The organism is Oceanisphaera psychrotolerans, assembly GCF_001870485.1.
GTDB lineage: Bacteria > Pseudomonadota > Gammaproteobacteria > Enterobacterales > Aeromonadaceae > Oceanimonas > Oceanimonas psychrotolerans.
Window position 1 is genome coordinate 1 of record NZ_MDKE01000022.1, and the last position, 24,333, is coordinate 24,333.

At 59.2% G+C, this 24,333-nt stretch carries 25 protein-coding genes; 9 read left to right on the forward strand and 16 right to left on the reverse strand.

Annotated features, from left to right (window positions below):
- The 9 genes from BFR47_RS08720 to metK form a co-directional block, all read right to left on the reverse strand.
- Nucleotides 1-263, reverse strand: a 263-nt coding sequence (locus BFR47_RS08720) for an IS110 family transposase (RefSeq protein WP_139215138.1), incomplete at its 3' end; no start/stop codon positions are given.
- A gap of 322 nt (nucleotides 264-585) precedes the next feature.
- A complete protein-coding gene (gene ruvX, locus BFR47_RS08725; RefSeq protein WP_071472704.1) occupies nucleotides 586-1,017 on the reverse strand; it encodes a Holliday junction resolvase RuvX in 432 nt (143 codons plus the stop codon).
- Complete coding sequence (locus tag BFR47_RS08730) at nucleotides 1,014-1,568, reverse strand: YqgE/AlgH family protein (protein ID WP_071472705.1); 555 nt, start codon at nucleotides 1,566-1,568, stop codon at nucleotides 1,014-1,016. The genes ruvX and BFR47_RS08730 overlap by 4 nt, the downstream gene beginning before the upstream one ends.
- A gap of 69 nt (nucleotides 1,569-1,637) precedes the next feature.
- Entirely contained in the window at nucleotides 1,638-2,585 is a 948-nt protein-coding gene (gene gshB / locus BFR47_RS08735; RefSeq protein WP_071472706.1) for a glutathione synthase, read from the reverse strand.
- Nucleotides 2,582-3,313, reverse strand: coding sequence for a 16S rRNA (uracil(1498)-N(3))-methyltransferase (gene rsmE / locus BFR47_RS08740; RefSeq protein WP_071472707.1), 732 nt, complete (start codon nucleotides 3,311-3,313; stop codon nucleotides 2,582-2,584). The genes gshB and rsmE overlap by 4 nt, the downstream gene beginning before the upstream one ends.
- Entirely contained in the window at nucleotides 3,291-3,995 is a 705-nt protein-coding gene (locus BFR47_RS08745; protein WP_071472708.1) for an endonuclease, read from the reverse strand. The genes rsmE and BFR47_RS08745 overlap by 23 nt, the downstream gene beginning before the upstream one ends.
- Nucleotides 3,996-4,106: 111 nt before the next feature.
- Complete coding sequence (locus BFR47_RS08750) at nucleotides 4,107-4,577, reverse strand: peroxiredoxin (protein WP_071472709.1); 471 nt, start codon at nucleotides 4,575-4,577, stop codon at nucleotides 4,107-4,109.
- Between the two features lie 202 nt (nucleotides 4,578-4,779).
- Complete coding sequence (locus tag BFR47_RS08755) at nucleotides 4,780-5,274, reverse strand: SprT family zinc-dependent metalloprotease (protein WP_071472896.1); 495 nt, start codon at nucleotides 5,272-5,274, stop codon at nucleotides 4,780-4,782.
- A gap of 256 nt (nucleotides 5,275-5,530) precedes the next feature.
- The gene (metK, locus tag BFR47_RS08760) at nucleotides 5,531-6,688 is read right to left on the reverse strand and encodes a methionine adenosyltransferase (protein ID WP_071472710.1); all 1,158 of its coding nucleotides are present in this window, start codon (nucleotides 6,686-6,688) and stop codon (nucleotides 5,531-5,533) included.
- 224 nt (nucleotides 6,689-6,912) lie between these two features.
- On the opposite strand from metK, the gene tkt reads away from it, so the two are divergent.
- The 3 genes from tkt to BFR47_RS17780 all read left to right on the forward strand — a co-directional run bounded on the left by tkt (nucleotide 6,913) and on the right by BFR47_RS17780 (nucleotide 10,775).
- Nucleotides 6,913-8,913, forward strand: a complete 2,001-nt coding sequence (gene tkt, locus BFR47_RS08765) for a transketolase (protein ID WP_071472711.1) — start codon at nucleotides 6,913-6,915, stop codon at nucleotides 8,911-8,913.
- 678 nt (nucleotides 8,914-9,591) lie between these two features.
- Nucleotides 9,592-10,188, forward strand: coding sequence for a Shedu anti-phage system protein SduA domain-containing protein (locus BFR47_RS08770; protein ID WP_071472712.1), 597 nt, complete (start codon nucleotides 9,592-9,594; stop codon nucleotides 10,186-10,188).
- Nucleotides 10,173-10,775: a hypothetical protein gene (locus tag BFR47_RS17780; protein ID WP_139215139.1), complete on the forward strand. Its 603-nt coding sequence runs from the start codon at nucleotides 10,173-10,175 to the stop codon at nucleotides 10,773-10,775. The genes BFR47_RS08770 and BFR47_RS17780 overlap by 16 nt, the downstream gene beginning before the upstream one ends.
- A gap of 291 nt (nucleotides 10,776-11,066) precedes the next feature.
- Here the strand turns inward: BFR47_RS17780 and bamJ are convergent, their stop codons facing one another.
- Complete coding sequence (gene bamJ / locus BFR47_RS08775; RefSeq protein ID WP_071472713.1) at nucleotides 11,067-11,537, reverse strand: BamJ family beta-barrel-assembly machinery protein; 471 nt, start codon at nucleotides 11,535-11,537, stop codon at nucleotides 11,067-11,069.
- 208 nt (nucleotides 11,538-11,745) lie between these two features.
- Here bamJ and BFR47_RS08780 point away from each other — a divergent pair, with 208 nt between their 5' ends.
- The gene (locus tag BFR47_RS08780) at nucleotides 11,746-12,216 is read left to right on the forward strand and encodes a GlcG/HbpS family heme-binding protein (RefSeq protein ID WP_071472714.1); all 471 of its coding nucleotides are present in this window, start codon (nucleotides 11,746-11,748) and stop codon (nucleotides 12,214-12,216) included.
- Nucleotides 12,217-12,373: 157 nt separating this feature from the next.
- Here the strand turns inward: BFR47_RS08780 and BFR47_RS08785 are convergent, their stop codons facing one another.
- On the reverse strand, nucleotides 12,374-15,322 hold the full coding sequence (locus tag BFR47_RS08785; protein ID WP_071472715.1) for a bifunctional diguanylate cyclase/phosphodiesterase: 2,949 nt from the start codon (nucleotides 15,320-15,322) through the stop codon (nucleotides 12,374-12,376).
- 170 nt (nucleotides 15,323-15,492) lie between these two features.
- On the opposite strand from BFR47_RS08785, the gene BFR47_RS08790 reads away from it, so the two are divergent.
- Complete coding sequence (locus BFR47_RS08790; RefSeq protein WP_071472716.1) at nucleotides 15,493-15,912, forward strand: YeeE/YedE family protein; 420 nt, start codon at nucleotides 15,493-15,495, stop codon at nucleotides 15,910-15,912.
- Nucleotides 15,913-15,914: 2 nt separating this feature from the next.
- Nucleotides 15,915-16,334, forward strand: a complete 420-nt coding sequence (locus BFR47_RS08795) for a DUF6691 family protein (protein ID WP_071472717.1) — start codon at nucleotides 15,915-15,917, stop codon at nucleotides 16,332-16,334.
- Nucleotides 16,335-16,512: 178 nt separating this feature from the next.
- Here the strand turns inward: BFR47_RS08795 and bcp are convergent, their stop codons facing one another.
- Nucleotides 16,513-16,977 carry a thioredoxin-dependent thiol peroxidase gene (bcp, locus tag BFR47_RS08800; RefSeq protein ID WP_071472718.1) on the reverse strand — a complete coding sequence of 155 codons (465 nt, stop codon included), beginning with the start codon at nucleotides 16,975-16,977 and terminating at the stop codon, nucleotides 16,513-16,515.
- A 17-nt stretch (nucleotides 16,978-16,994) separates the two neighbouring features.
- Nucleotides 16,995-17,522 carry a glycine cleavage system transcriptional repressor gene (locus BFR47_RS08805; protein WP_071472719.1) on the reverse strand — a complete coding sequence of 176 codons (528 nt, stop codon included), beginning with the start codon at nucleotides 17,520-17,522 and terminating at the stop codon, nucleotides 16,995-16,997.
- 132 nt (nucleotides 17,523-17,654) lie between these two features.
- Here BFR47_RS08805 and dapA point away from each other — a divergent pair, with 132 nt between their 5' ends.
- The 3 genes from dapA to BFR47_RS08820 all read left to right on the forward strand — a co-directional run bounded on the left by dapA (nucleotide 17,655) and on the right by BFR47_RS08820 (nucleotide 22,199).
- Entirely contained in the window at nucleotides 17,655-18,539 is an 885-nt protein-coding gene (dapA, locus tag BFR47_RS08810; protein WP_425433999.1) for a 4-hydroxy-tetrahydrodipicolinate synthase, read from the forward strand.
- Between the two features lie 4 nt (nucleotides 18,540-18,543).
- On the forward strand, nucleotides 18,544-19,539 hold the full coding sequence (bamC, locus tag BFR47_RS08815) for an outer membrane protein assembly factor BamC (RefSeq protein WP_245748862.1): 996 nt from the start codon (nucleotides 18,544-18,546) through the stop codon (nucleotides 19,537-19,539).
- A 311-nt stretch (nucleotides 19,540-19,850) separates the two neighbouring features.
- A complete protein-coding gene (locus tag BFR47_RS08820; protein ID WP_071472721.1) occupies nucleotides 19,851-22,199 on the forward strand; it encodes a DNA polymerase II in 2,349 nt (782 codons plus the stop codon).
- Between the two features lie 68 nt (nucleotides 22,200-22,267).
- Here the strand turns inward: BFR47_RS08820 and BFR47_RS08825 are convergent, their stop codons facing one another.
- Genes BFR47_RS08825 through dapE form a run of 3 tightly spaced genes read right to left on the reverse strand, consistent with a single transcriptional unit; the run spans nucleotide 22,268 to nucleotide 24,327 of the window.
- On the reverse strand, nucleotides 22,268-22,519 hold the full coding sequence (locus BFR47_RS08825) for a hypothetical protein (protein WP_071472722.1): 252 nt from the start codon (nucleotides 22,517-22,519) through the stop codon (nucleotides 22,268-22,270).
- Nucleotides 22,520-22,522: 3 nt separating this feature from the next.
- Nucleotides 22,523-23,197, reverse strand: coding sequence for a M15 family metallopeptidase (locus tag BFR47_RS08830; RefSeq protein ID WP_071472723.1), 675 nt, complete (start codon nucleotides 23,195-23,197; stop codon nucleotides 22,523-22,525).
- Complete coding sequence (gene dapE, locus BFR47_RS08835; protein ID WP_071472724.1) at nucleotides 23,194-24,327, reverse strand: succinyl-diaminopimelate desuccinylase; 1,134 nt, start codon at nucleotides 24,325-24,327, stop codon at nucleotides 23,194-23,196. Before dapE ends, BFR47_RS08830 begins: the two co-directional genes overlap by 4 nt.
- Between the last annotated feature and the right edge of the window lie 6 nt (nucleotides 24,328-24,333).

The following is a 24,333-nucleotide window of genomic DNA, read 5'->3' on the forward strand; positions in this document are numbered from 1 at the left end:
TTTTTGTTACCTTTGACGAACGGCTTGACATGCTGGGGCGGTAACAGCATGACTTGATGCCCTAGCTGTTGCAGCGTTCTCCCCCAATAATTGGAGCCGCTGCAGGCTTCCATGGCGATGGGCACCTGAGGGTGCTGACTGAGCAGCTCCAGTACCTTGTGCCGGGCGACCTTGCGGTTGAACACCGCCTTGCCAGCTTGATTAATGCCACAAACCTGAATCACATTCTTTGCCAAATCGATACCAATAAGCGTAATGTTCATAGTGGACACCTTTTGTGGTTATTTGAGCTTCAACCCAAATATGGCGCATCGCGACGCCGGTTACACAAGAGGTGTCCATCTCATCATCCCTGGGGGCCCTTTGCCCTCCTTGGTTGAGCACGGAGTTGACGGTCAGTATCTGACAGGGCTGCACAGCAGCTTCACGAAGTGGCAGCGGGGATTGCCGGAGTCGACCGTCAAATGCCAAGGATGGCATTTGCTGAGCGCCCCATGGATGGGCTTGAAGCGTGTCGGCGGAGCGTAATCGCGCTGCTGCTTCGCATGACGGTCATTCTCAATGAGTTGTGACTAAAAGGCAGGCTTATGGCTTACAGCTACCCGAAGGGTCTTCCATCCAGGACTCCAGGATCAACTGGGCCGAGACCGCATCCACCGCATCTTTACCCAGCGCCTTGTAGCCACCGGCTTCAAACAGGAGGGCACGGGCATCGGTGGTGGTCAGGCGTTCGTCCTGCAGCTCGACCCTGATGCCGAAGCGACCGTGCAGGCGGTTGGCAAACTTGCGGGCACGGCGGCTGATGTCCTGCTCGGTCCCGTCCATGTTGAGCGGCAGCCCTACCACCAGCAGATCCGGTTGCCACTCTTTCAGCAAGGCCGCAATCTGATCCCAGTTGGGTACCCCTTCGTTGGCCTTCAGCGCCAGTAGGGGACGGGCCGAGGCGGTGAGCTGCTGGCCTACCGCCACCCCGATGCTTTTCATGCCGTAGTCGAAGCCCAGCAAGGTCAGGCTCATGCGTGACCCACCTGAGACGACAGATGACGGGCGTCTATGCCGAGGCGGGCGATGGCTTGCTGCCAGCGCTGGGCGAGGGGGGTATCGAAGATCAGCCCGGTGTCGGCGGGAATGGTCAGCCAGCTGTTTTCTGTCAGCTCCTGCTCCAGTTGCCCCGGAGTCCAACCCGCATAGCCGAGGGCAACCAGGTAGTGTTCGGGCGCCTGTTCGGTGCCGAGCGTCTGCAATACGTCCGGCGAGGTGGTGATCATCAGGTTATCGGCCAGCAGCTGACTGGAGCTGAACCCTTCCACCGGAGTGTGCAGTACAAAGCCCCGGTCGGCCGCGACTGGCCCGCCCTGCAGTACCGGCTTGTCCATCTCGGGCACATCGTCCGGCTGCATCTCCAGCTGATGCAACAGTTCATGCAGCGGCATATCGATGGGAATGTTGATCACCAGCCCCATGGCGCCTTCGTCGTTGTGTTCGCAGATATAGGTCACGGAGCCGGCGAAGAAGGGATCCTTGAGGCTGGGCATGGCGATAAGAAAATGATGTTGCAGTGAGTCCATGTCATCTCGTCTTGGGTCGGTAACGGCCCCGCCGGCACAGGGCTGGCGGGGGCGGTCAGGGTCCTGCTGTCAGGACAGGCGTTTTTCGATGGCGTCCATCAGCATGCCGGAGATGTTCACCGGAAAGGCCGCCTCGATTTCCCGTACACAGGTCGGGCTGGTGACATTCACCTCGGTCAGTTTATCACCGATAATATCCAGCCCTACGAAGATCAGGCCTTTTTCCTTGAGTATCGGGCCCAGGGCCTCGGCGATGCGGCGATCGCTGTCGCTCAGGGGACGGGCTTCGCCCCGGCCTCCGGCGGCCAGATTGCCGCGGGTTTCACCGCCCTGGGGAATGCGTGCCAGGCAGTAGGGAACCGGTTCGCCATCCACCACCAGCACGCGCTTGTCGCCGTCCTTGATGGCGGGCAGATAGGCCTGCACCATGCAATAGCGGCTGCCGTGTTCGGTGAGCGTTTCGATGATCACCCCCAGGTTGGGATCGTCCTCTTTCACCCGGAAAATCGAGGCGCCACCCATGCCGTCGAGCGGCTTGATGATGATATCTTTGTGCTCCTGATGAAAGGCGCGGATATCACTGGCCTTGCGGCTGACCAGGGTGGTGGGGGTGTGTTCCGAAAACCAGGCGGTATAGAGTTTCTCGTTGGCGTCCCGCAGGCTTTGGGGCTTGTTGACGATCAGGGTGCCTTCGCCCTCGGCCCGCTCCAGCAGGTAGGTGGCGTAGATATACTCGGTATCGAAGGGAGGATCCTTGCGCATCAGGATCACGTCGAGCGAGCTCAATGGCTGGCGCACGGCGTCTTCCAGGGTGAACCACTGGCTGGCGTCTTCCTTTACGGTCAGCCGGGCCATGTGGCCGAAGGCTTCCCCGTCGCGCAGGCTCAGGTCACTCATCTCCATATACCACAGCTCGTAGCCCCGGTGCTGGGCTTCCAGCAGCATGGCGAAGCTGGTGTCTTTCTTGATGTTGATGGACTGGATGGGGTCCATCACGATACCCAGTTTAATGGTCATGCAAGATCTCCAAATCGGCATTGCAGGGCGGTGATGGCGGTCAGCGCCGCGGTTTCGGTTCTCAGTACCCGGGGGCCGAGTAGTATATCAATAAAGTCGTGCTCACGGGCCCGGGTTATTTCTTCATCGGACAGACCGCCCTCTGGCCCCACCAACAGTCTGATGCCGGCTTCGGGGGCGGGCAAGGTGCCGACGCTGTATTTGGCTCTCGGATGCAGATTGAGCCTGAGATCGGTGGTTTCTTCTGCCAGCCACTGCTCCAGGGCCATGGCCGGGCGGATCTCGGGAATGCGGTTGCGGCCACATTGCTCGCAGGCGGCGATGGCGATGCTCTGCCATTGCTGCAGCTTCTTTTCCAGCCGTTCGCCGGAGAGTTTGACGCCGCAGCGGCTGGAAAACAGCGGGGTGATCACGTTGACGCCCAGCTCCACCGATTTCTGGATGGTGAATTCCATCTTGTCGCCGCGGCTGATCACCTGCCCCAGATGAAAATGCAACGGCGACTCGCTGTCGGCCGCCTCGAAGTCGCCGACCCGCACCCGGACCGATTTCTTGTCCGCCTGCAGGATTTCGGCCTGATACTGGCCGCCCTGACCGTTGAACAGCACCAGTTGCTGACCGGGCTGCATGCGCAGCACCCGGCCGACATGGTTGGCACCGTCTTCCGACAGTGCCAGCTCAAGGCCGCAAGACAGCGCGGCGGGCTCATGGATTCGGGGTATACGCATAATGTTCGCATTGCTCCTTCACAAAGGGGTTGCGGTTGCCCTGGATAGTGCCGATACGATGATCCCGTTCACACTCCCAGTCGCTGGCCGGATACTGCCGGTTCCAGACTTCAAACAGCTTGAGTTGCTGCGCGGCAATTTTCAGTTGGTATTGCTGTTGCATGTACAGGTAGGTGCGGGCGATGGCCCCCCGGCTTTCCATGGGAGGCTGCGCCTTGCGGCCCTTGAAGTCGACCAGCATCTGACAGCGACCATACTGGTTCGGCTTGCCGTTCCATTCGGAAAAACGGTAATTGGAGCGGTCGCCGTTCACCTCACCCACCGCCGGTACCAGATTATGCAGATCGCCCTCCATCTGCTTGAACAGCGTATCGTTGCGGGTGCAGTTCTTGCGGCCCCCCTGTTGCCAGCATTGGCGCTGATGACCGAACTCCCAGGCCGGGACCACGTGTTCCCATTCGACACGGCTGGCCCGTTTTTGCTGTTTGCGGACCTGGTAGCCGCAGCGTTCCAGATCCGGTATCAGCTTCTTGCCGGTGACGTCGATGGGGCAACCGCAGTAAAAGGTCACCGGGTAATCGTTGTAAATATCGGGGGCGACTTTCTTGGCCTGACGAAAGGACAAGGCGTCCCCATGGGCCAGCCAGGAGCTGAAGCCCAGAAGTAGAATGAGATAGCGCACGACTCGTTATTTATTATGGTGTAATGGCGGGGCAAGCTTATCATCCGGGACCGGGGCGGGGAAAGGGCTGGTGGCGGGAAGCGGGGACCGAAAGGGGTCCCCTGGGTACCGTTACAGCAGGGCCAGCATGGCCTCGGCGGAAGACACCTCGAACTTGCCCGGCGCTTCTACCTGCAAGGCGGTGACCACGCCATTGTCTGCCACCAGCGCAAAACGCTGGGCCCGCAGGCCACCGAATTCACCGGTGTCTTTGGCCAGCCCCAGCGCCTGGGTAAAGGTACCGGCACCGTCGGCCAGCATGGTGATGGCGCCGGCATTCTGGGCCTGCTGCCAGGCGCGCATCACGAAGGCATCGTTGACCGACAGGCAATACAGGCTCACGCCCTTGGCCTCGAACTGGTCAGCCAGCGCGACAAAACCGGGTAAATGGGCCTTGGAGCAGGTGGGCGTAAAGGCGCCGGGTACGGCGAAGATAACCACCTTCTTGCCGCCAAAGAGCGCGGTGCTGTCGGCCTCGGTCTTGCCGGCGTCGGTGATAAAGGTAAAGCTCTGTGCGGGCAATTGTTCGCCAATCTTGATCATGGGACTTTCCTTCTGGTGGTGTCGGTCACGGATAAGTCATGCAGCATAACAGACATGGTGCTGTCGTCATTCCCGCGAAGGCGGGAATCCAGGGCTTGTGGCGCAGAACGGCCAGGCTGCGAGTCGCCAGCAAAGGCACTGGACCCCCGCTTTCGCGAGGGTGACGAGAAAGACAAACCAGCCCCAGAATCCACATCGGTTATTAGATCTTACTTAACGACAACAGTGTATTGCAATGCAGGCATTGATAGCGCTGCTTGCCACGCTGAATATTATTATGACGGCGCTGGCTCAGTCGATGTTGACGACAGTCGCACTGGTAGCCGAACGTCGGCGCCACCTTGGCGGTGTCCAGTCGATGCCGGGTATGCGGCTGAAGTCCGAACACCGACTGCATGATGTGCTGCCATTCCTTGCCGTGCGGCCTGACCTTGCCGTAGCAGGCAAAAGCGACCAGATGCGCCACTTCATGGGGGATGATGTCCGTCATGAAGTCGGTCTCGTTGTCGGCCAGCAGCACCGGGTTGAAGCGCAGCTCCCAGCGTTCCAGCCAGGCCGAACCGGCGATGCGGCCGCGCTGGTTGAAGTTGACGACGGGGAACGAAAATTCGCGGTCCAGTTTTTGGCCGGTGAGGGTGAGGCAGTATTCAACACGGTCCAGTACCTGTTGGCGCAGTGTTTGGCTTGGCTGGTTCATGGATAAGATAAACAGATGACAGTTGGCTGCATGCTGTGCGGGACTTTGCACTGGAAGATGCCATTCAGTGTGAAAGGAGGACAAAGGGTGCCGCTCCAGCGACCGTCACATGCCATGGATGGCATGTGCGAGCTCACAAGGAAGTGCTTGTTGCGTGTCGCTGGAGAGGTTCCTTTGTCCGATGACATCATGAGGCTCAGCAAACAATCTGTATGAATAGGTAAAAAAAGGGGAAGCGTTTGCTTCCCCTTGATGCTTACTTCAGGCCGGCGGCGTCGCGCAGCAGTTCGGCCTTGTCGGTCGCTTCCCAGGGGAATTCGTCCCGACCGAAGTGGCCGTAGGCGGCGGTGGACTGGTAGATGGGACGGTTCAGGTCCAGCATCTGGATCAGGCCATAAGGACGCAGATCGAAGTGCTCGCGCACCAGGGCGTCGATCAGCTCCTCGGACACCTTGCCGGTGCCGAAGGTTTCCACGCTGATGGACGTCGGCTCGGCCACGCCGATGGCGTAGGACACCTGAATTTCACAGCGGTCGGCCAGACCGGCGGCGACGATGTTCTTGGCCACGTAACGGGCGGCGTAGGCGGCGGAGCGATCCACCTTGGACGGATCCTTGCCGGAGAAGGCGCCACCACCGTGACGAGCCATGCCGCCGTAGGTGTCGACGATGATCTTGCGTCCGGTCAGGCCGCAGTCACCCATGGGGCCACCGATAATGAACTGGCCGGTCGGGTTGATGAAGTACTTGGTGTTCTTGGTCAGCCACTCGGCCGGCAGCACCGGCTTGATGATCAGCTCCATCACCGCTTCGCGCAGGGTCGCCTGATCGATGTCCGGGCCGTGCTGGGTTGACAGTACCACGGCGTCGATGGCCACCGGCTTGCCGTCTTCGTAGACGAAGGTCACCTGGGACTTGGCGTCCGGACGCAGCCAGGGCAGTTCCTTGGCCTTGCGCACATGGGTCTGGCGCTTGACCAGGCGATGGGCGTAGGTGATGGGCGCGGGCATCAGCACGTCGGTTTCGTTGGACGCATAACCGAACATCAGGCCCTGATCGCCGGCACCCTGGGCATAGGGGTCGGCATCTTCCCGGTCTACGCCCATGGCGATATCCGGAGACTGTTTACCAATGGCGTTGAGCACGGCGCAGCTGTCGCCGTCGAAACCCATCTCTGAGCTGGTGTAGCCGATATCGCGCACGGTGCGACGGGCCAGCTCTTCGATATCGACCCAGGCGCTGGTGGAGATTTCACCACCCACGATCACCATGCCGGTCTTGACGTAGGTTTCGCAGGCCACGCGCGCCTTGGGATCCTGCTTGATGATGGCATCCAGCACCGCATCGGAGATCTGATCGGCAATTTTGTCCGGATGACCTTCGGATACGGACTCGGAGGTAAACAGTCTGGCCATGATTCTTTCCTAACTTTAATTAATCTGGGGTGTAATGACGCGCCATCATGGCGGTATTAACATCTGGATGGCTATTCTAGAGAGGCACCGCACCGATTGCCAGTAAAAAGTCGTCTGCACATCTTGTTTGCCCGCGGGAGATTAGATTTGCGCCATCTGGCAGTCTTTGGGACAATACCGGCGTTTCTTCACCCCTTTCAAGTTAATGTTCTCAGGAGATGTCGATGCCTTCTCGTCAAGTGCTGGCCAATGCCGTGCGTGCACTCAGTATGGATGCGGTACAGAAAGCCAATTCCGGTCACCCTGGTGCCCCCATGGGTATGGCGGATATCGCCGAGGTGTTGTGGCGTGATTACCTCAAGCACAACCCCGGCAACCCCAACTGGGCCGACCGTGACCGCTTCATTCTGTCCAACGGTCACGGCTCCATGTTGCTGTACTCCCTGCTGCACCTGACCGGTTATGAACTGTCCATCGACGATCTCAAACAGTTCCGCCAACTGCACTCCAAGACTCCGGGTCATCCCGAGTACGGCTATGCGCCGGGTATCGAAACCACCACCGGCCCCCTGGGTCAGGGCATCACCAACGCCGTGGGCATGGCCATCGCCGAAAAATCCCTGGCCGCCCAGTTCAACCGCCCCGGCCATGAAGTAGTAGACCACCACACCTACACCTTCCTGGGCGACGGCTGTCTGATGGAAGGTATCTCCCACGAAGCCTGCTCCCTGGCCGGTACTCTGGGTCTGGGCAAGCTGATTGCCTTCTGGGATGACAACGGCATCTCCATCGACGGTCACGTCGACGGCTGGTTCAGCGACGATACCCCCAAGCGTTTCGAGTCTTACGGCTGGCAGGTAATCGCCAACGTGGACGGCCATGACAGCGCCGCCCTGGCCGCCGCCATCGACGCCGCCCGCGCCGATACCGCTCGTCCGACCCTGATCTGCTGCAAGACCGTGATCGGTTTTGGCTCGCCCAACAAGGGCGGCACTCACGACTGTCACGGTGCCCCCCTGGGCGAGGCGGAAATCGCCGCCACCCGTGAACAGCTGGGCTGGAGCCATGCTCCGTTTGAAATTCCTGCCGACATCTATGCCGACTGGAATGCCAAAGACAAGGGTGCTTCCGCCGAAGCCGCCTGGAACGAGCAGTTCGCCGCCTATGCCGCTGCCTATCCGGAACTGGCTGCCGAGTTCAAGCGTCGCGTTAATGGCGATCTGCCGGCCGACTGGGCTGCCCAGAGTGCCGACTTCATCAAGACCCTGCAGGCCAACCCGGCCAAGATTGCCACCCGCAAGGCGTCCCAGAATGCCCTGGATGCTTTCGGTGCCATTCTGCCCGAACTGCTCGGCGGCAGCGCCGATCTGGCCCCCAGCAACCTGACCATGCACAAGGCCTCTCAGCCGATCAGCGCCGAAGACGCCAGCGGTAACTACCTGCACTACGGTGTGCGCGAGTTCGGCATGAGCGCCATCATGAACGGCATCGCCCTGCACGGTGGTTTCGTGCCTTACGGCGGCACCTTCCTGATGTTCGTGGAATATGCCCGCAACGCCCTGCGCATGGCGGCGCTGATGAAGCAGCGCTCCATCTTCGTTTATACCCACGACTCCATCGGTCTGGGTGAAGACGGCCCGACTCACCAGCCGGTGGAGCAGATTGCTTCGCTGCGTCTGACCCCGAACATGAGCACCTGGCGCCCCTGTGATCAGGTTGAGTCTGCCGTGGCCTGGAAACATGCCATCGAGCGCAAGGACGGCCCGACCTCGCTGATCTTCTCCCGTCAGAACCTGGGTCAGGTCGATCGCACCGACGCCCAGCTGGCCGATGTGGCCAAAGGCGGCTATGTGCTGAAAGACTGCGCCGGCACGCCCGAGCTGATCATCATCGCCACCGGCTCCGAAGTGGAACTGGCGGTAGCCGCTTATGAGCAGCTGAGCGCCGACGGCAAGCAGGTACGAGTGGTGTCTCTGCCTTGTACCGATGTGTTCGATGCCCAGTCTGCCGAATACAAGGAAAGCGTGCTGCCCGCCGCCGTGACCAAGCGTCTGGCGGTGGAAGCCGGCATTGCCGACTACTGGTACAAGTACGTAGGCTTCGGTGGTGACATCATCGGCATGACCACCTTCGGCGAGTCGGCTCCGGCCGGTGACCTGTTCAAGCTGTTCGGCTTCACCGTCGACAACGTGGTAGAAAAGGCGAATGCCCTGTTAGGCAAGTAAGTTGGCCTAAAGCCCGAGCGTTAACCTTTTATGAAAAAACCGGCTGCGGCCGGTTTTTTTTTGTGCTTGAAGGGGAGGGGAACTGCACCGTCTTTTGTAGCGGCCGCTTCTGCGCAGCATAACGTAAGTTATAAACAAATGATCTCTTTCATCTGGGCGTAAAGGTCGGACAAAGGGCCCGCTCCGCCGACACGCTATAAATACATCCGTGTACGCTCTCTGTTTCATCCCTGAAACAGAAGGTCGGCGGAGCAGATCCCTTTGTCCTCCCTGATGCTCCTGAATGGCCTGTTGGCAGAGGCCGCCGCATACGGCGGTATTTCCGTGGTTTTTTAATTGCACTTCACCGTTACTCCGTCCAAAATGGTCTCATTTGAAGTTAATTCGTATGTAAATTAATGAATAGGAAGTAGCGGTCTGAAAGCCTGATTTTTTATACCGTACCTTTTATGGCTCAGCTAAAGTGCTTGTATTGCTGCAGTCACTTGCTTATATGTGCTCGGTGATATTTTAAAAGACTTTTATTATCAATGGGTTGTAGCTGGCTTGTCCGTTGATACCGAGCACGACCAAGCAGAAATATGAGCATGAGCGTATATGCGTAGTATTAAAAATGTTAGGCCCTGGACCTAGTTTTTAGGTGATTGCTCTGCATAAGTTAAGGTGTAAGTAACAGTTATGAATAATGCTCAATTTTGTACTCTCGTCGAAAATGGAATAGAAAAATTCTCCGTGCTAATCCAGCTTGATGAATCTGAGCAAAGTTTTCAGAGGTGCTTAGAAGAGCACTCATCTCTGTTTCAAGCGTTGGGATATACGAATGCGATACCTCACCCCGTGATAGAGAGCGAAACTCTAGGAGACTATATTCCTGATTTTATTGTTCAGCGCGACGATGGGCTTTGGCAGCTGCTTGAGCTAAAGCGCCCTGATACGAAAGTGCTCAAAAATAGGACACGCAGGGACTCATGGTACGCTGAGATGCAGAGCTACCTTTCCCAGTGCATAGATTATATAGAGCAACTAAGGGAGCAATCCGTACGTTCAAAGTTCGAGCGACGTTATGGGGTCACGATGCATCTTGGCTTCCCAGTTGCGATAGTCGCAGGACTCTCAGAGCAAATTGACCAGCTCAGGGTTGTCAGAATGTTAGATCGCTTCAAAGAGAATATATCACTAGTAACCTGCTGGCGTCAATGCAAGCGTGGTACTCGGCAAAGTACCCGCAATCCAATCAGTGGTCAGGATCAACAATTGCGTTGCTTTATCAACTAGACCCCTTTGAAAGGGAAAATGGTTGTGTTTTCGATGTGGGTTGGGAGCGGGATAAGAACAGGATTTCTTTGTTTCGAAAATCAGAAGATATCCTTGCTCTTCGCATAATTGATGCTGACGGTCTCAGTATGACCAGCGACTTTATATCACCAGATAAGACGGTAGATAGGTCTGTATCTTTAATGGTAAGCATTTTCCCTGTAGATGATATTCTTCGAGTAGTTCTTGAAGCAGATGGATTACAGATTGTCGACATCCGAAGCTCAAACTTAAATATGAATCTTCGTATGCCTGCTCCCACAACTTTGGGGAATGATATTGAAGGTTCAGGCTCCGCCTACTTCGTCAATGGCATGTTTTTTACTCGCACCCCAACTTTATCTATGAGCGAACGAACAAGGTTTAGAGAGTATATGCAGGAAAAATGTTACCACCATAAGGAAAGCCATGTAAAAGCTATCAAAGGAATAAGATTTGGGGCCAATCAATTCATGTATAACATTGGCCATCCTCACTTTGATCCAGAACACAGGTTCGCGACTGACATGGTGCAGAGAGACGATGACTCCAGGCCAACTGCATGCTGAGTAATAAGACCGGACAGGTCAAGCGCCAAGGCAAGCCCAGCTACAATGCGCACGCCTAACAAAGCCAGGCACAGCGACAGCTTTTCCGTTGCGGCTTCGCCTCCACTACAAAGCTGCGCGTGTTGGCGGCGTTATACACCTAACTCCGTCCGTTCAGTCACTGAGCCTGGTTAAGCAGAGCTGACAAGCTGATTCGATAAAGGCTTCGGCTGACCAACCGGATGATGCAGGTGGCCAGCCAGGCCCTTTTATTCTTGTACCAGTCGTACGGAGAATAGGGCGCTATTTAAGTTATTCGATCTCCAGTAGTTCCACTTCAAAAACAAGCAAGGATCCCGGTTTTATGGTGCCGGCTGGGCTGTTGCCGTAGGCCAGTTTGGATGGGATGAAAAATTTGAATTTGTCACCCACTACCATCAGTTGTACGCCTTCGGTCCAGCCTCTTATCACTCGATTCAACGGGAAGCTGATGGGTTCTTTGCGTTCTACCGAGCTGTCAAAGACGGTGCCGTCCAATAGCGTGCCATGATAATGCACGGTGACCGTTGAACTGGCACTGGGGTGAACGCTGCCTTCGCCTTTGGTTAATATTTCATACTGCAAGCCGGAAGCGGTTTCCTGCATACCTTCGTTGGTTTTGTTTTCTGCTAAAAACGCGTTTCCTGCTTCGATGTTTTCAAGCGCCGCCTTCTTGTGGTTTGAGTTTCTGATGAAATAAAAGGCCACGACCAGAATGACGACCGCCAGGATGAAAAATTTCATTACTTGTCCTGCTGATGTTGAGATTTTTTGTATTCTAGCACTCGATGCTTGGTGAGGTAATACTCACCCCGTTAAGTATCTGAACATATTGATGCTTTGGCCTGGAGGCAACACCGATAACTCCCTCGAATTAGGTAATGAAACGGTAATGCAGCGTCAATAAGGAGTGGGTATAGTGACCCGGACATGTACCACGGAGAGACAAGTGATGAAAAAATATCTGGCGTTACTGGCTCTGGCCAGCCTGGGTGTTCAGGCGCAGACCGTGAACACCGCCGTGCTCAGTACCGATACCGCCCAGCAGATGGTGACCGCAGGGCTCCGGCAGTGCGCCGAAGACGGTTACCACGTGACCGTGGCGGTGGTGGATCGCTCCGGTGTGCTCAAGGCCCTGGCGCGGGATGAACTGGCCGGTCCGCACACGATAGAAAGCTCCCGCAAGAAAGCCTATACCGCCGCGTCTCTGGGGGAGAGCACCGCCGAGCTGGCGGATCTCATCGCCGATAAACCAAACCTGGCCGGATTGCGGGACATGCATCCGGATATCCTGATGCTGGGCGGCGGACTGCCGGTGCGCGTCGGCGACCAGCTGGTGGGCGGGATTGGCGTGGGCGGCGCTCCGGGTAGTCATCTGGATCAGGCCTGTGCCGAGGCGGCCATCAAGGCGGTATTGCAGTAACAGCGCCGGCACAGGATGAGGTGAGGATAATCATAAGGCCCCTGGCGCGCTGACCAGCTTCAGGGGCCTTTGTTAGGGACCTTTGTTGTCATCTCTGCCTTCGCGGAGATGACAGATGCTGCACGGCGGAGATGACTCGGGCTGAATAACGGTGCCGTTACTGCGCTGCCAGCCAGCGCAGCAAGTCGGCTTCCGGCATGGGGCGGGCCCGCAGATAACCCTGATAGGCCGGGCAGTTCAGCTCGGCCAGGGTGGCCAGCTGGGGCTCGGTTTCCACGCCTTCAGCCACCACGCTCAATTGCAGCGTATTGGCCAGCTCCAGCAGGCAGGCGATGATGGCCTTGTCCTGGGGCCGCTGGTCGATATGCTGAATAAAAGAGCGGTCCAGCTTCAGTTCATCCACCGGCAGCTCGCGCAGGTAGGCGAAGGAAGAATAGCCGGTGCCGAAGTCGTCTATCGACAGATTGACGCCCAGTGCCTTGATTTGCGTCATGCGGTTGCGGCTTTCCTGCAGGTTCTCCAGTATCACGCCTTCGGTCACTTCCAGGGTCAGGTTGTGGCGACAGGCTGGGTACTGCAGCAGCAACCGCGACAGCCGGGAGACAAAGTGGGTGCTGTGAAAATGCCGGGCGCTGATGTTGACCGCCACCCGGCCCGGTGCGTGCCCCCCGGCCTGCCAGCTCTGGATACGGCTGCAGGTCTGCTGCAATACCCAGTCTCCGATATCGCAGATCAGCGAGGTTTCTTCCGCTATCGGAATGAAGTGGCCGGGCGGTATCGGTTTCTTGCCCGGCGGCAACCAGCGTAACAGCACCTCGACCCCCAGCTGCCGGTTGTCTTGCACCTGCTGCTGGGGCTGAAAATACAGCTCCAGCTCATTGTTGGCCAGAGCCTGTTGCAGGGCATTGGAAATACGCAATCGCTCCTGCACCTCGTCGGCCATTTCCTGGTTGAAGAACACATGGCTGCCGGGGGCGATGCGCTTGGCGATGTGGTTGGCGGTATCGGCCTGGCGCATATATTCTTCCAGGCCCAGGCTGGCCACCGGAAACAGGCTGATGCCGATGCTGGCACTCAGATACAGGCGCAGGCTGCCGAGCTGGAACGGCAACAAAAACTGTTCACGCAGGCTCAGGGCCAGCTGTTCGGCCCGGGTCTTGGCACCGATGTAGCCATGGCCCAGATCGGGACACAACAACACGAATTCATCGCTGGCGATGCGTGCCAGGCTGGCGCCTTCTATCTGACCGGCAAAGGTATTCAGCCGCTCGGCCACCTGCACCAGCAGGTCGTCGCCGATGGCATAGCCGAGTGAATCGTTGATATTCTTGAAGTCATCCAGATCGAGCAGCAGCAGGGCTCCCCGGCTCGATTCATGCTCGGCCAGTGCCACCGTATGGTTGATATGTTCAACCATGAAACGGCGATTGTGCAGTCCGGTGAGTTCATCGCAATAGGCCATTTTTTCTATGCGTTGCTTGTCGGCCTTCTGCTCGGAAAGATCTTCGACACAGCACACATAGTGCATGATGCCCAGTCCGTCCCGAACCCGGGTCAGGCGCAGATTGACCGGCAGCTCCTGACCATCGGCGCGCAGCAGACGCTGCTCCCCCTGCCATCGGCCATGCTGCTCCATGGCATGGATAATGATTTCTATCGTGGCGCTGTGGGGATCATCGGCCCTCAGGCTCAGCACCGAGCGGCCGGACAGTTCTTCACACTCGTAGCCGCTGATGTGGGCAAAGGCGTTATTGGCCCGCTGAATCTGCATTCGGCTGTCGGTGATGAAGAGCCCTTCCTGAGCATCAAAGGCCGCCGCCGCCACCATCAGTGCTTCTTTGTCCCGACGGCGCAGTAACTCGTCTCTGACTCTGCTTTCAAGCTGCTCCAGCAGACGCTGCAGGGCGGCGGTCTCGGTCAGGGGTTGCTTGAACAGTAACGCCAGTATGCCCAGAGGCTGCCGGTGCTCGTCTTTGATCGACAGGCCGATATAGGCCTGCATGCCCTTTTCCTGCAGCAGCTTGTCGCCGGGAAATTGCTCGGCGATATGGCTGCGATGAATGCAGATATTCGCCGTAGGTTCGCGGCTGAAGTGGCAAGGCGTGCCGGCCAGATGATAGCTGAACGGCGGTTGCAGCTGACCGTCCATCTGGCAGGACACCACTCTGACCTGGTCCTTCCGGTAATGTTGCAGTCCCACCAGGGCGATATCGGCCCCGCATAGCGTGGCCAGCTGTTGTACCAGCTGGTTGAAAAAATCCTGGCCGGTATGACGTGACAACAGCGGCGTCAGGTGGCCGATATCGATATCGGCAGGGGGCACCGGCAGGGAGGGAGTGTGACTCAAGGCGGCCAGGCGCGTGGCAACCGCAGAGACGAACTGCATATCCGACGCTGTCACCGGTGCCCGCTGCCGGCGGTACTCCAGGCTCAGCAGTCCCACCAGTTCTTTATCGACCAGCAGGGGAACATCGAGCCGGTGCTGGATTTCATCTCCCGGCAGATAAGAGAAGGCACTGAGCAGGGGTTGCTGGCTGCAGTGACTGTAACTCAGGCCCCCGCGTTGCTGCAGGGTGCGCAGGTAGCGACGCTCGGCCTTGACCGGCTGTAACGAAAAGGACAGCCCCTGGCTGTATAGCGGACGCAGCAGCTCTTCTGCCGGGTAATGGCGCCACAGGATCACCCGGTCGGCGCCCTGCTGGCTGATCAGGGTATCGACAAGCTCCGGCAGTTGAGCCGACAGCTGGGGGGCATCCTGCGCCCAGCCCCGCTGGAGTTGCCATTCCAGCAGGCCGAGCCGGTCTTCGTGCCGGACCTGCGCCATTTCGGCACTGAGCAGCCAGTGGTGGTTTTCGGTCGGAGCCAGGTGACACTGCCAGCGCCGACCGGCGATGGTCAGGCCGATGCTGGCCGCTTTTCCTGCCGTGCACAGCCGTTCCAGCTGGCAACGGTCGTGCTCATCCAGCTGGCAGAGCAGCGAGCGGGTTCTGTCGGGCAGGCGAATATCGTCGGCGGGGAGTGCGGTTAACGGCGTGAGGCAGAACTGCGGATCCAGGCTGAAAAAACACAGGTGATGCCGGGGGCGGTTTAATGCAGGCAACTGCATGATGCTCTCTTCCTTGTTAGTACACGCTTGCCGAATGGCGCCCATCTTGACGGCTGAGGGCGGTGTTGTAAATAACGAAGGGCAGATTGATTAACATCTATATATAAGAGTTTCCTAATTAAACGGGCTGTTGTATTGTTGACCAAACCTTGCCGGATTGGAGTGGTGCCATGACCATAGTGAATTTTACCCCCTGGAGTGCCTTGCTGGGGGGCATGCTGATCGGTAGCGGGGCCTTGTTGTTACTGCTGGCCGGAGGGCGCATTGCCGGTATCAGCGGCATCGTCGCCGGTATCGGCGCCCAGCCGGACAAGGGCTGGCGCATCGCCTTCGTGGCCGGGCTGATACTGGTGCCGCTGGTGCTGTTTGGTTCCGATTGGGTGACGGCGCCGTCACTGGAGCGATTTTCCGTGTTCAGGCTGGCGCTGGCCGGGTTGCTGGTCGGCATCGGCAGCCGTCTCGGCAACGGCTGCACCAGCGGGCACGGTATCTGCGGCATGGGCCGCCTGTCGTGGCGTTCTGTGGTGGCGACGCTGATATTCATGACCGCCGGTATCGTTACCGTGACGCTGCTGGGCGTGGGAGCATAAGTATGTTGATATTGATTGCACTGTTATCGGGTGCCTTGTTCGGCCTGGGACTGGTGGTATCGGGCATGATAAATCCGGTCAAGGTACAGGGCTTTCTCAACCTGTTCGGCGACTGGGATCCCAGCCTGGCGCTGGTGATGGGCGGGGCGCTGGCGGTGTTTGCGCCCGGTTACTGGCTGTGGCGCCGGCAAGGACGCCGTCACTGCGTACTGGGTACCGAGTTGCCCAGGGTACCGGCGCCGCTCATCGATAAACGGCTGATAGCGGGTTCAGCGTTGTTTGGTATCGGCTGGGGGCTGGCGGGCATCTGTCCCGGCCCCGCATTGGGGCTGGGGGCCAGCCTGCAATGGCAGGCCGGGCTTTTCATCGCCGCCATGGTCGCCGGCTTCTGGCTGGTAGGGCACTTCAACAAGCGGCCCTGAAATAGATTGTCTGACCTGGGTTTAAAGAGGGAACAGGGTTGAATGAGGCGAGTATATCGGGCAGAGGGATCTGCTCCGTCGACCTTTCGTTTCAGGGATGAAACGGAGAGCGTACATGGACGTATCTACAGCGAGTCGACGGATCTGGCCCTTTGGGCGAGTGCTTGTGGGGCAAGAATTACCCGTTCAGGTAATCCATCACCACCTGATGGTGATCCTTGGTCTTGAACTTGTCGAACACCTTGGCCACGGTGCCGCTTTCGTCGATCAGAAAGCTGATGCGGTGAATGCCATCGTATTCCTTGCCCATGAACTTTTTCAGACCCCAGACGCCAAAGGCGTCGGCCACGGCGTGGTCTTCATCCGACAGCAGGGTAAAGTTCAGTTCGTCTTTTTCCTCGAATTTCTTCAGCCGGGCCACCGGATCCGGGCTGATGCCCAGCACCACCACATTTTGTGCTTCAAGCTCGGCACGGCTGTCGCGCAGGCCGCAGGCCTGTACCTTGCAACCCGGGGTCATCGCCTTGGGGTAGAAATACACCAGTACCTTCTGGCCGCTGAAGTCGGCCAGGCTGACCGGCTTGCCGTTCTGATCGTGCAGGGTAAAGGCGGGGGCGGGGCTTCCTGCGGGTAAATAGGTCATCGACGGGCTCCTTGAATTTATTTGCGTTTGAGGCGAAGGCTGTGGCGCTCGCATTCCAGCTCCCGGCATAACCGGTCGACGGCCGCCTCGGCCTCGTCATCGGCCAGCTGCTCGGGCAGGTTAAGCTGAAAATGCGCCTGAAACTTGCCGGACTCGCTGCCGGACAGGGTCTGGCTCTGCATGGCCTGAATATCCCAGCCGCAGTCGCTGAAGAACTGGGTGCAGCGATTGACGATGCCGGGCCTGTCGGCCAGCACCAGCTCCACATCGGCGCTCAGGGCATAGCTCGGCTGGCTCAGCACCTGGGTGCGTTTCATCATGGTGATCAGGGCCTGACTCTGGCCGAACAGCGGCAGCGTGGTCTCGAGCCGGGTGATCTGGTTCCAGCTGCCGGACAGCAACAGGATAAAGGTGAATTCATTGCCGAAGATACCGAGACGACTGTCGACGATATTGCAGCCGCAGTCGGTGACCTGGCGTGCCACTTCGTTCACGATGCCGGCTCTGTTTTCACCAATGGCGGTGACCACAAGATGATGAGTCATCTGGCTATCCGAAAATGTCGGTGGAAGAGGGACGCCATGGTAGCACAAATTGCAAGGGGCTCCAGCGCCTCTCTTGTATTCCACTGGGGCCGCCACTACCATAGCCCGACTTGAACCTTAACGGAATTTACTATGTTCAGCGGTAGCATAGTGGCTTTGGTCACGCCGATGACGACGGCGGGCGAGGTGGACAACGACAGCCTGCAACGGCTGGTGGATTACCATGTTAGCAGCGGCACGGCGGCCATTGCCGCCATGGGCACCACCGGCGAGTCGCCGACTGAGCACCGACGAACACCTGGACGTGGTGCGGCGGGTGGTGGAGTATGCCCAGGGGCGCATTCCGGTGATCGGCGGCTGCGGCTCCAACAATACCCGCCAGCCATTCGCCTGAGCCAGGCGATGGCAGAGATGGGCGTGACGGCGGGGCTGTCGGTGACGCCTTACTACAACAAGCCTTCCCAGGCTGGCCTGCTGGCCCATTACACCGCCATTACCGATGCCAGCAGCCTGCCGCAGATCCTCTATAACGTGCCCGGTCGTACCGGCTGCGATCTGTTGCCGGACACCGCAGGGCGGCTGGCGGAACTAGATCCCGTTATCGGTATCAAAGAGGCCAGCGGACGCCTCGACCGGGTCAGCGAGCTCAAACGCTGCTGCGGCGAGGATTTTCTGTTATTCAGTGGCGACGATCATCTGGCGCTCGATTTTGTGCGTCTGGGCGGCCATGGTGTGATTTCGGTCACCGCCAATGCGGCGGCGGCCGACATGGCCGAGCTGTTCCGGGCGGCACTGGCCGGCGACTGGACGCAGGCCGAAGCCATCAACCGGCGCCTGTTGCCACTGCATCAGCAGTTGTTTTGTGATACCAATCCCATACCGGTGAAGTGGGCCTGTGCCGAGCTCGGGCTCATCAACACCTCAATGCCGCGTTTGCCCTTGATCCCCCTGGACGTTTCGGGGCAGGAACAGGTAAGGGAAGCGTTACTTAAAGCGGAGTTAACAGGGCGTGGATAAAACGTTGAATTCAAAAAAAATGGTACTAGGGCTGCTGGCCATGAGTGTGCTGGCCGGCTGCAGCAACCCCGAGACCCGTGCGCAGGCGAATCGGGGATTTGACTACGAAGATGCCAAGCTGAGAACGACCCCGTTGCTGATCCCGACCGGACTGGAAGCACCGGACTTCAACAACGAATACGTGATCCCGGCTCCTACCGAAGGGTCCATCGGTGGTGTCACCGGCAAGGCGGTGGATGTGCGTCCTCCCACCCAGGTATTGCCGCTGGTGCGCGGTACCGAAGTCATGGACAACGGCAGCGGGCTCTGGTTTTACCAGCAACGACTGGATCAGCCTCTGGAGCAGGAGCTGAACCAGGCGCTGGACGCCTTCTTCAAGGGGAAAAAGGCCGAGTTCAGTCAGTCCGCTCAGGGCTGGCGCAGCGATGGCCGGGCCATCGGCAACGAAAAGCAGCAGTTCAGCTGGCGCTTGACGCCGGATGCGGTTCGCCGGGCGGTGGCGGTTCAGGTCAGTGCCGAGGGCGATGACATCGTTCTGGCACAGGACCGGCAGCGGGCAGAAGCGGCGATGCTGAATGCCTTCTCGCTGTCTTATCAACGCGAACTGACCAAGCGCCAGGAACTGCTCGACCGCAGCCCCATCAACCTGACTCTGGATCAGTCCGAGGCCCGCTTGCTGACCGATGAAGGTTACGACCGGAGCTGGAAGCGACTGATCACCCTGTTGCCGCAGCTTGGTTTCGAGCTGACCAACCGCCAGCAGGCGCTGGGCTATGTCGATGTGGAATTCGACGGTCTGAGCAAGGGCAAGTGGCGTGACCTGAAACTGACGGCGCTGGATATTCCCGAGCAGCAATACCGCATTCAGCTCGGCGATCTGGGTGAACAGAGCAGCATTACCCTGAGTGACAAGAACAAGGCGCCGGTGTCTGCCGACGTTCTGAGCCAGCTGGCGCGTACTCTCGGCGAAGCCTTTCAGCGTACCGATCTGATCCGCTAATCCCTGACCGGCTTTGCCCAATATGACAGGCCCTGCATTGACGGGGCTTTTTCATGTTTGATTGTCATGTCAATTTCGAACAAAGGGTCCGCTCCACCGACTCGCTCAAGCATCCCTGTGACGCTCAACACATGACATCTGACCGCCAGGAATGGCGGGAATGCCGGAACGGCAGGAGCATTTTTCGGCCCGGTCATGTGATGGTCGCTGGAGCAGATCCCTTATTCGGTGTTGCCTCTGGATCCAGAATCCAAAAGATGGTCTGGGACTGGTCTCATCCCTCAGGTTCCCTTAAGGGGTATAATGCCGTCATGACCGACATCGAACAGGGTTTTATCCTGACCCGCCACAGCCGTGATCGGGCCGGCAGCACCGAAATCATCTATTGGCTCTGTACCGCACAGGGACCGGTACGCTTGCTGCTGTCCGGTGAACGGCCGTTGCTGATGGTGCCCACCGAACGGCGGGAGGCGGTGCTGGAGACTCTGGCGCAGGCGGGTATCGAGGCGCAGTGGGCCGACCCCGGTTTGCACACCCTGGAACATCAGCCGGTGGCGGTGCTGTATTTTACGACCATCGCCGATCACCGGGCGGCGGCGGAACGCTTGCGGCGTGACGGCATCGGCGTATTTGAAGATGACTTGCGGTTGCACGAACGCTTTCTGCTCAGTCGTTTCATCCGGGGTTCGGTGGCCTTTATCGGGCAGCCGAGCGCCGCCGTCGGTTATCGCCAATTCAACCAGGTCCGGCTCAAACCCGGCGACTGGAGCCCCTGTTTTCGGGTGCTCTCGCTCGACATCGAGTGTTCGGCCCGGGGTGAACTCTATTCCATCGGCCTTTACGGTGAAACGCTGGCGCGGGTGCTGATGATAGGCTCGCCGGAGCCGGCGGACACCGACGTTCGCTGGGTGGCGGATGAGCCGGCGCTGCTGCGGGCGCTGGAAGAGGAGCTGAACGGCCAGGATCCCGATATCATCATCGGCTGGAACCTGGTCGGCTTCGATTTTCGGCTGCTGCTGCAGCGGGCGGCGCTGCACGGCCTGCGGTTGCGGCTGGGGCGGGGCGGCGAGGCGGCTTTTCTGCGGGAGTCGACCCACACCGGTCAGGTGTTTCTGACCCTGCCCGGACGGGTGGCGATAGACGGCATCGAGGCGCTCAAGACCGCCTGTTACCAGTTCGACAGCTTCAGCCTGGAAGCGGTATCCCGGCAACTGCTGGGGCGGGGCAAGCAGACCGAAGACGTCGAACACCGGCTGGCGGCCATCACCCGGGACTTTCGGCACAACAAGCCCAAACTCGCCGCCTACAACCTGGAAGACTGCCGCCTGGTGTGGGATATCTTCGAGCACACCCGGCTGCTCGATTTCCTGCGGCTGCGCAGCCAGCTCACCGGGCTGGAGCTGGACCGGGTCGGCGGCTCGGTGGCCGCCTTTACCCAGGTGTATCTGCCACACCTGCACCGGGCCGGTTTCGTGGCGCCCAATCTGCCCGCCGGTGGCGGCCTGGCCAGCCCCGGCGGCTATGTGATGGACTCCAGGCCCGGGCTCTACCGCCATGTGCTGGTGCTGGACTTCAAGAGTCTGTATCCCGCCATTATCCGCACCTTCAGGATAGATCCGCTGGGGCTGGTGCTGGGATTGAAGGAAGATGATGCCATTCCCGGGTTTCGCGGCGCGCAATTTTCCCGCCAGCAGCATTTTCTGCCGGCCATCATCGAACGGTTGTGGCAGGAGCGGGATCAGGCCAAGCGGGAGCGGGATGCGCCGCGCTCTCAGGCCATCAAGATCCTGATGAATTCCTTCTACGGGGTACTCGGCTCCGGCGGTTGTCGCTTCTACGATACCCGGCTGGCGTCGTCCATTACCCTGCGTGGCCACGAAATCATGCAGCAGACCGCCCGCTGGATCGAGGACGAAGGCCACGAGGTGATCTACGGTGATACCGACTCGGTGTTTGTACTGCTGACGGGCCATCACGACGAAAGCACGGCAAGCCAGGAGGGGCAGCGGCTGGCCGCCCTGATGACCGGGCAGTGGCGGCAACGGCTGGCGACGGAGCTGCGACTGGACAGTTGCCTCGAATTGCAGTTCGAGCGCTATTATGCCCGTTTTCTGATGCCGACCATTCGCGGCCAGGAGCAAGGCTCCAAGAAGCGTTATGCGGGCCTGAGTATCAGCAATGGTGTCAACGAGCTGGTGTTCAAGGGGCTGGAAACGGTGCGCTCCGACTGGACGCCGCTGGCGCAGGCCTTTCAGACCGAGCTGTACCGACTGGTGTTTGATGACCGGGATCCGAGCGATTTTGTTCGCCAGACTCTGGCCCAGACCCTGGCCGGGGAACGGGATGCGGAGCTGGTGTATCGCAAGCGCCTGCGTCGGCCGCTGGCCCAGTACGTGAAGTCGCAGCCACCGCAGGTGCGGGCGGCGCGGCTGGCGGACGAGCACAATGCCCGGCGTGGCGTGCCCTTGCGTTATCAGCAGAAAGGGGTGATCCGTTACCTGATCACGGTGAACGGCCCCGAGCCAGTGGAATACCGGCATTCGGCCATCGATTATCAGCATTATGTCGACCGCCAGCTCAAGCCGGTGGCCGACGCCATACTGCCCTTTGCGGGCCTGAGCTTCGATGCCCTGATCGGGCAGCAACTCGGGTTGTTCTAGGGGGAACAGGAATTGGTGATTAGGGATCAGGGATTGGCGGTTGGGAACTGGCGGTCAATCCCCAGTCCCTAATCCCTAGTCCCTTTTTTCTTATCATCCTTGTCGTCTTCTTTCTTTTTGTTTTCGTCGTCGGCATGGTATTCGCCGGGGGGCACCCCCCAGTTGTCCTTCTTGCTTTCTTCGGTGTCCCAGTCTTTCAGATTCATCTTGTCGCGGTTTTTCTTCACCGACTTTTCAATCTGCTTGGTGTCCTTGAGGGCGCCGACGAACAGGCCGACGACAAACAGCAGGGGCAGGGCAATCCAGAGCCAGGTGCTCATGGCTTATTCCTCGGTTGTGGTGGTGATGTAGCGGGCGAAAATCTCGTCCAGTAAGTTAAGGATATGCGCTTTTCCCGCTATAGGCTGCAGTCGCAGGGCCTCGGCCACCAGAGGTGGTGTCAGCTGGCTGGCACAGCCTTCGGCCAGCGGCCGGTAACTCAGGTGCCAGGGCTCTATTGCCACACCGCCAAGGTCTCGGTGATAGGGCAGATAAAAACCGAAGCGGGCCATGTTGGCGGCCAGCCACCGGCTGAGCGGATGGAAATAGCCGCCGGGCTCATACTCCCAGGGCTCGAGTTGCAGCTTTTTCCCCGGGGGCAGCAGGGTCGGATCGTAAACGTCCAGATCCGTGCCCCAGTGGTGGCGGCTGGTGCCGGGCAGGGCGCTCCAGTGCAGGATGGCGCGCACACGCTCGGGTTCACTCAGGGACAGCGTATCCAGTGGGTGGCTGTCGGCATCCAGCAGCGGCCGGCTGCCGTCGTACTTGCCGTTCCAGATGGTCAGTTGCCGCTCGAAGCTGCGAAAGCTGGAAGCCGGCATCAATTGAAAACCGGCTTCGGCCGCCGCCGCCTGCATGGACATGAAGGCGCCTCTGGCGTCGGCCTGCAGCCGGTGACCCGGTTCGTTCAGCGCCACCAGATGAGTATCGCTCAGGCCAAGCAGGCAGAGCGGGTTCATGCCAGCAGTCGCTCCAGAATGCCTTCATACATGTCGGTGAGCAGCTCCAGATCGGCAATTTTCACGCATTCGTTGAGCTTGTGAATGGTGGCGTTGACCGGACCCAGTTCAACCACCTGGGCGCCGGTCTGGGCGATGAAGCGGCCGTCCGAGGTGCCACCGGTGGTCAGCAGCGCCGGCTCCTGATGTTTGACGGCCTTGATGGCTTCCACGGTCGCTTCGACCAGATCGCCCTTGTCGGTGAGGAAGGGCTTGCCGTTGAGCAGCCAGTCGATGTGGTAGTCCAGACCGTGGGCGTCGAGCACGTTGTGCACCCGGGCCTTGATGGTGTCTTCGTTCAGCTCGGTGCTGAAGCGGAAGTTGAACTGTACCTTGAACTCGCCCGGGATCACGTTGGAGGCACCGGTGCCGGCGTGCAGGTTGGCAATCTGGAAGCTGGTGGGCGGGAAAAACTCGTTGCCGTTGTCCCATACCGTATTGGCCAGCTCACTCAGGGCCGGGGCGGCCTTGTGCACCGGGTTGTCGGCCAGATGCGGATAGGCCACATGACCCTGTATGCCCTTGACCACGAGGTCGCCGGTGAGCGAGCCGCGGCGGCCGTTCTTGACCACATCGCCGACTTCACTGGTGGAGGAGGGCTCGCCCACCAGGCACCAGGTGATCTTCTCGTCGCGGGCTTCCAGGGTATCTATGACCCGGGTGGTGCCGTTGATGAAGGGGCCTTCTTCATCGCTGGTGATCAGGAAGGCGATGGAGCCCTGGTGATCCGGGTGTGCGGCGATGAAACGTTCGGTGGCGACGATCATGGCGGCGAGTGAGCCTTTCATGTCGGCGGCGCCGCGGCCGTGCAGGTAACCGTCGATGTCGGTGGCCTCGAAGGGCGGGGTGTGCCATTGATCCAGCGGGCCGGGCGGTACCACATCGGTATGACCGGCAAAGCAGAACAGCGGACCTTCGCTGCCCCGGCGGGCCCACAGGTTGGTGGTGTCTTCAAACACCATGGTTTCCAGCTTGAAGCCCAGGGCGGCCAGACGGGCGCCCATCAGCTCCTGGCAGCCTTCGTCTTCGGGGGTGACGGAGGGGCGGTTGATCAGGTCCCGGGTCAGGGCCAGCACGGCAGAGTCAGTCATTCTAAT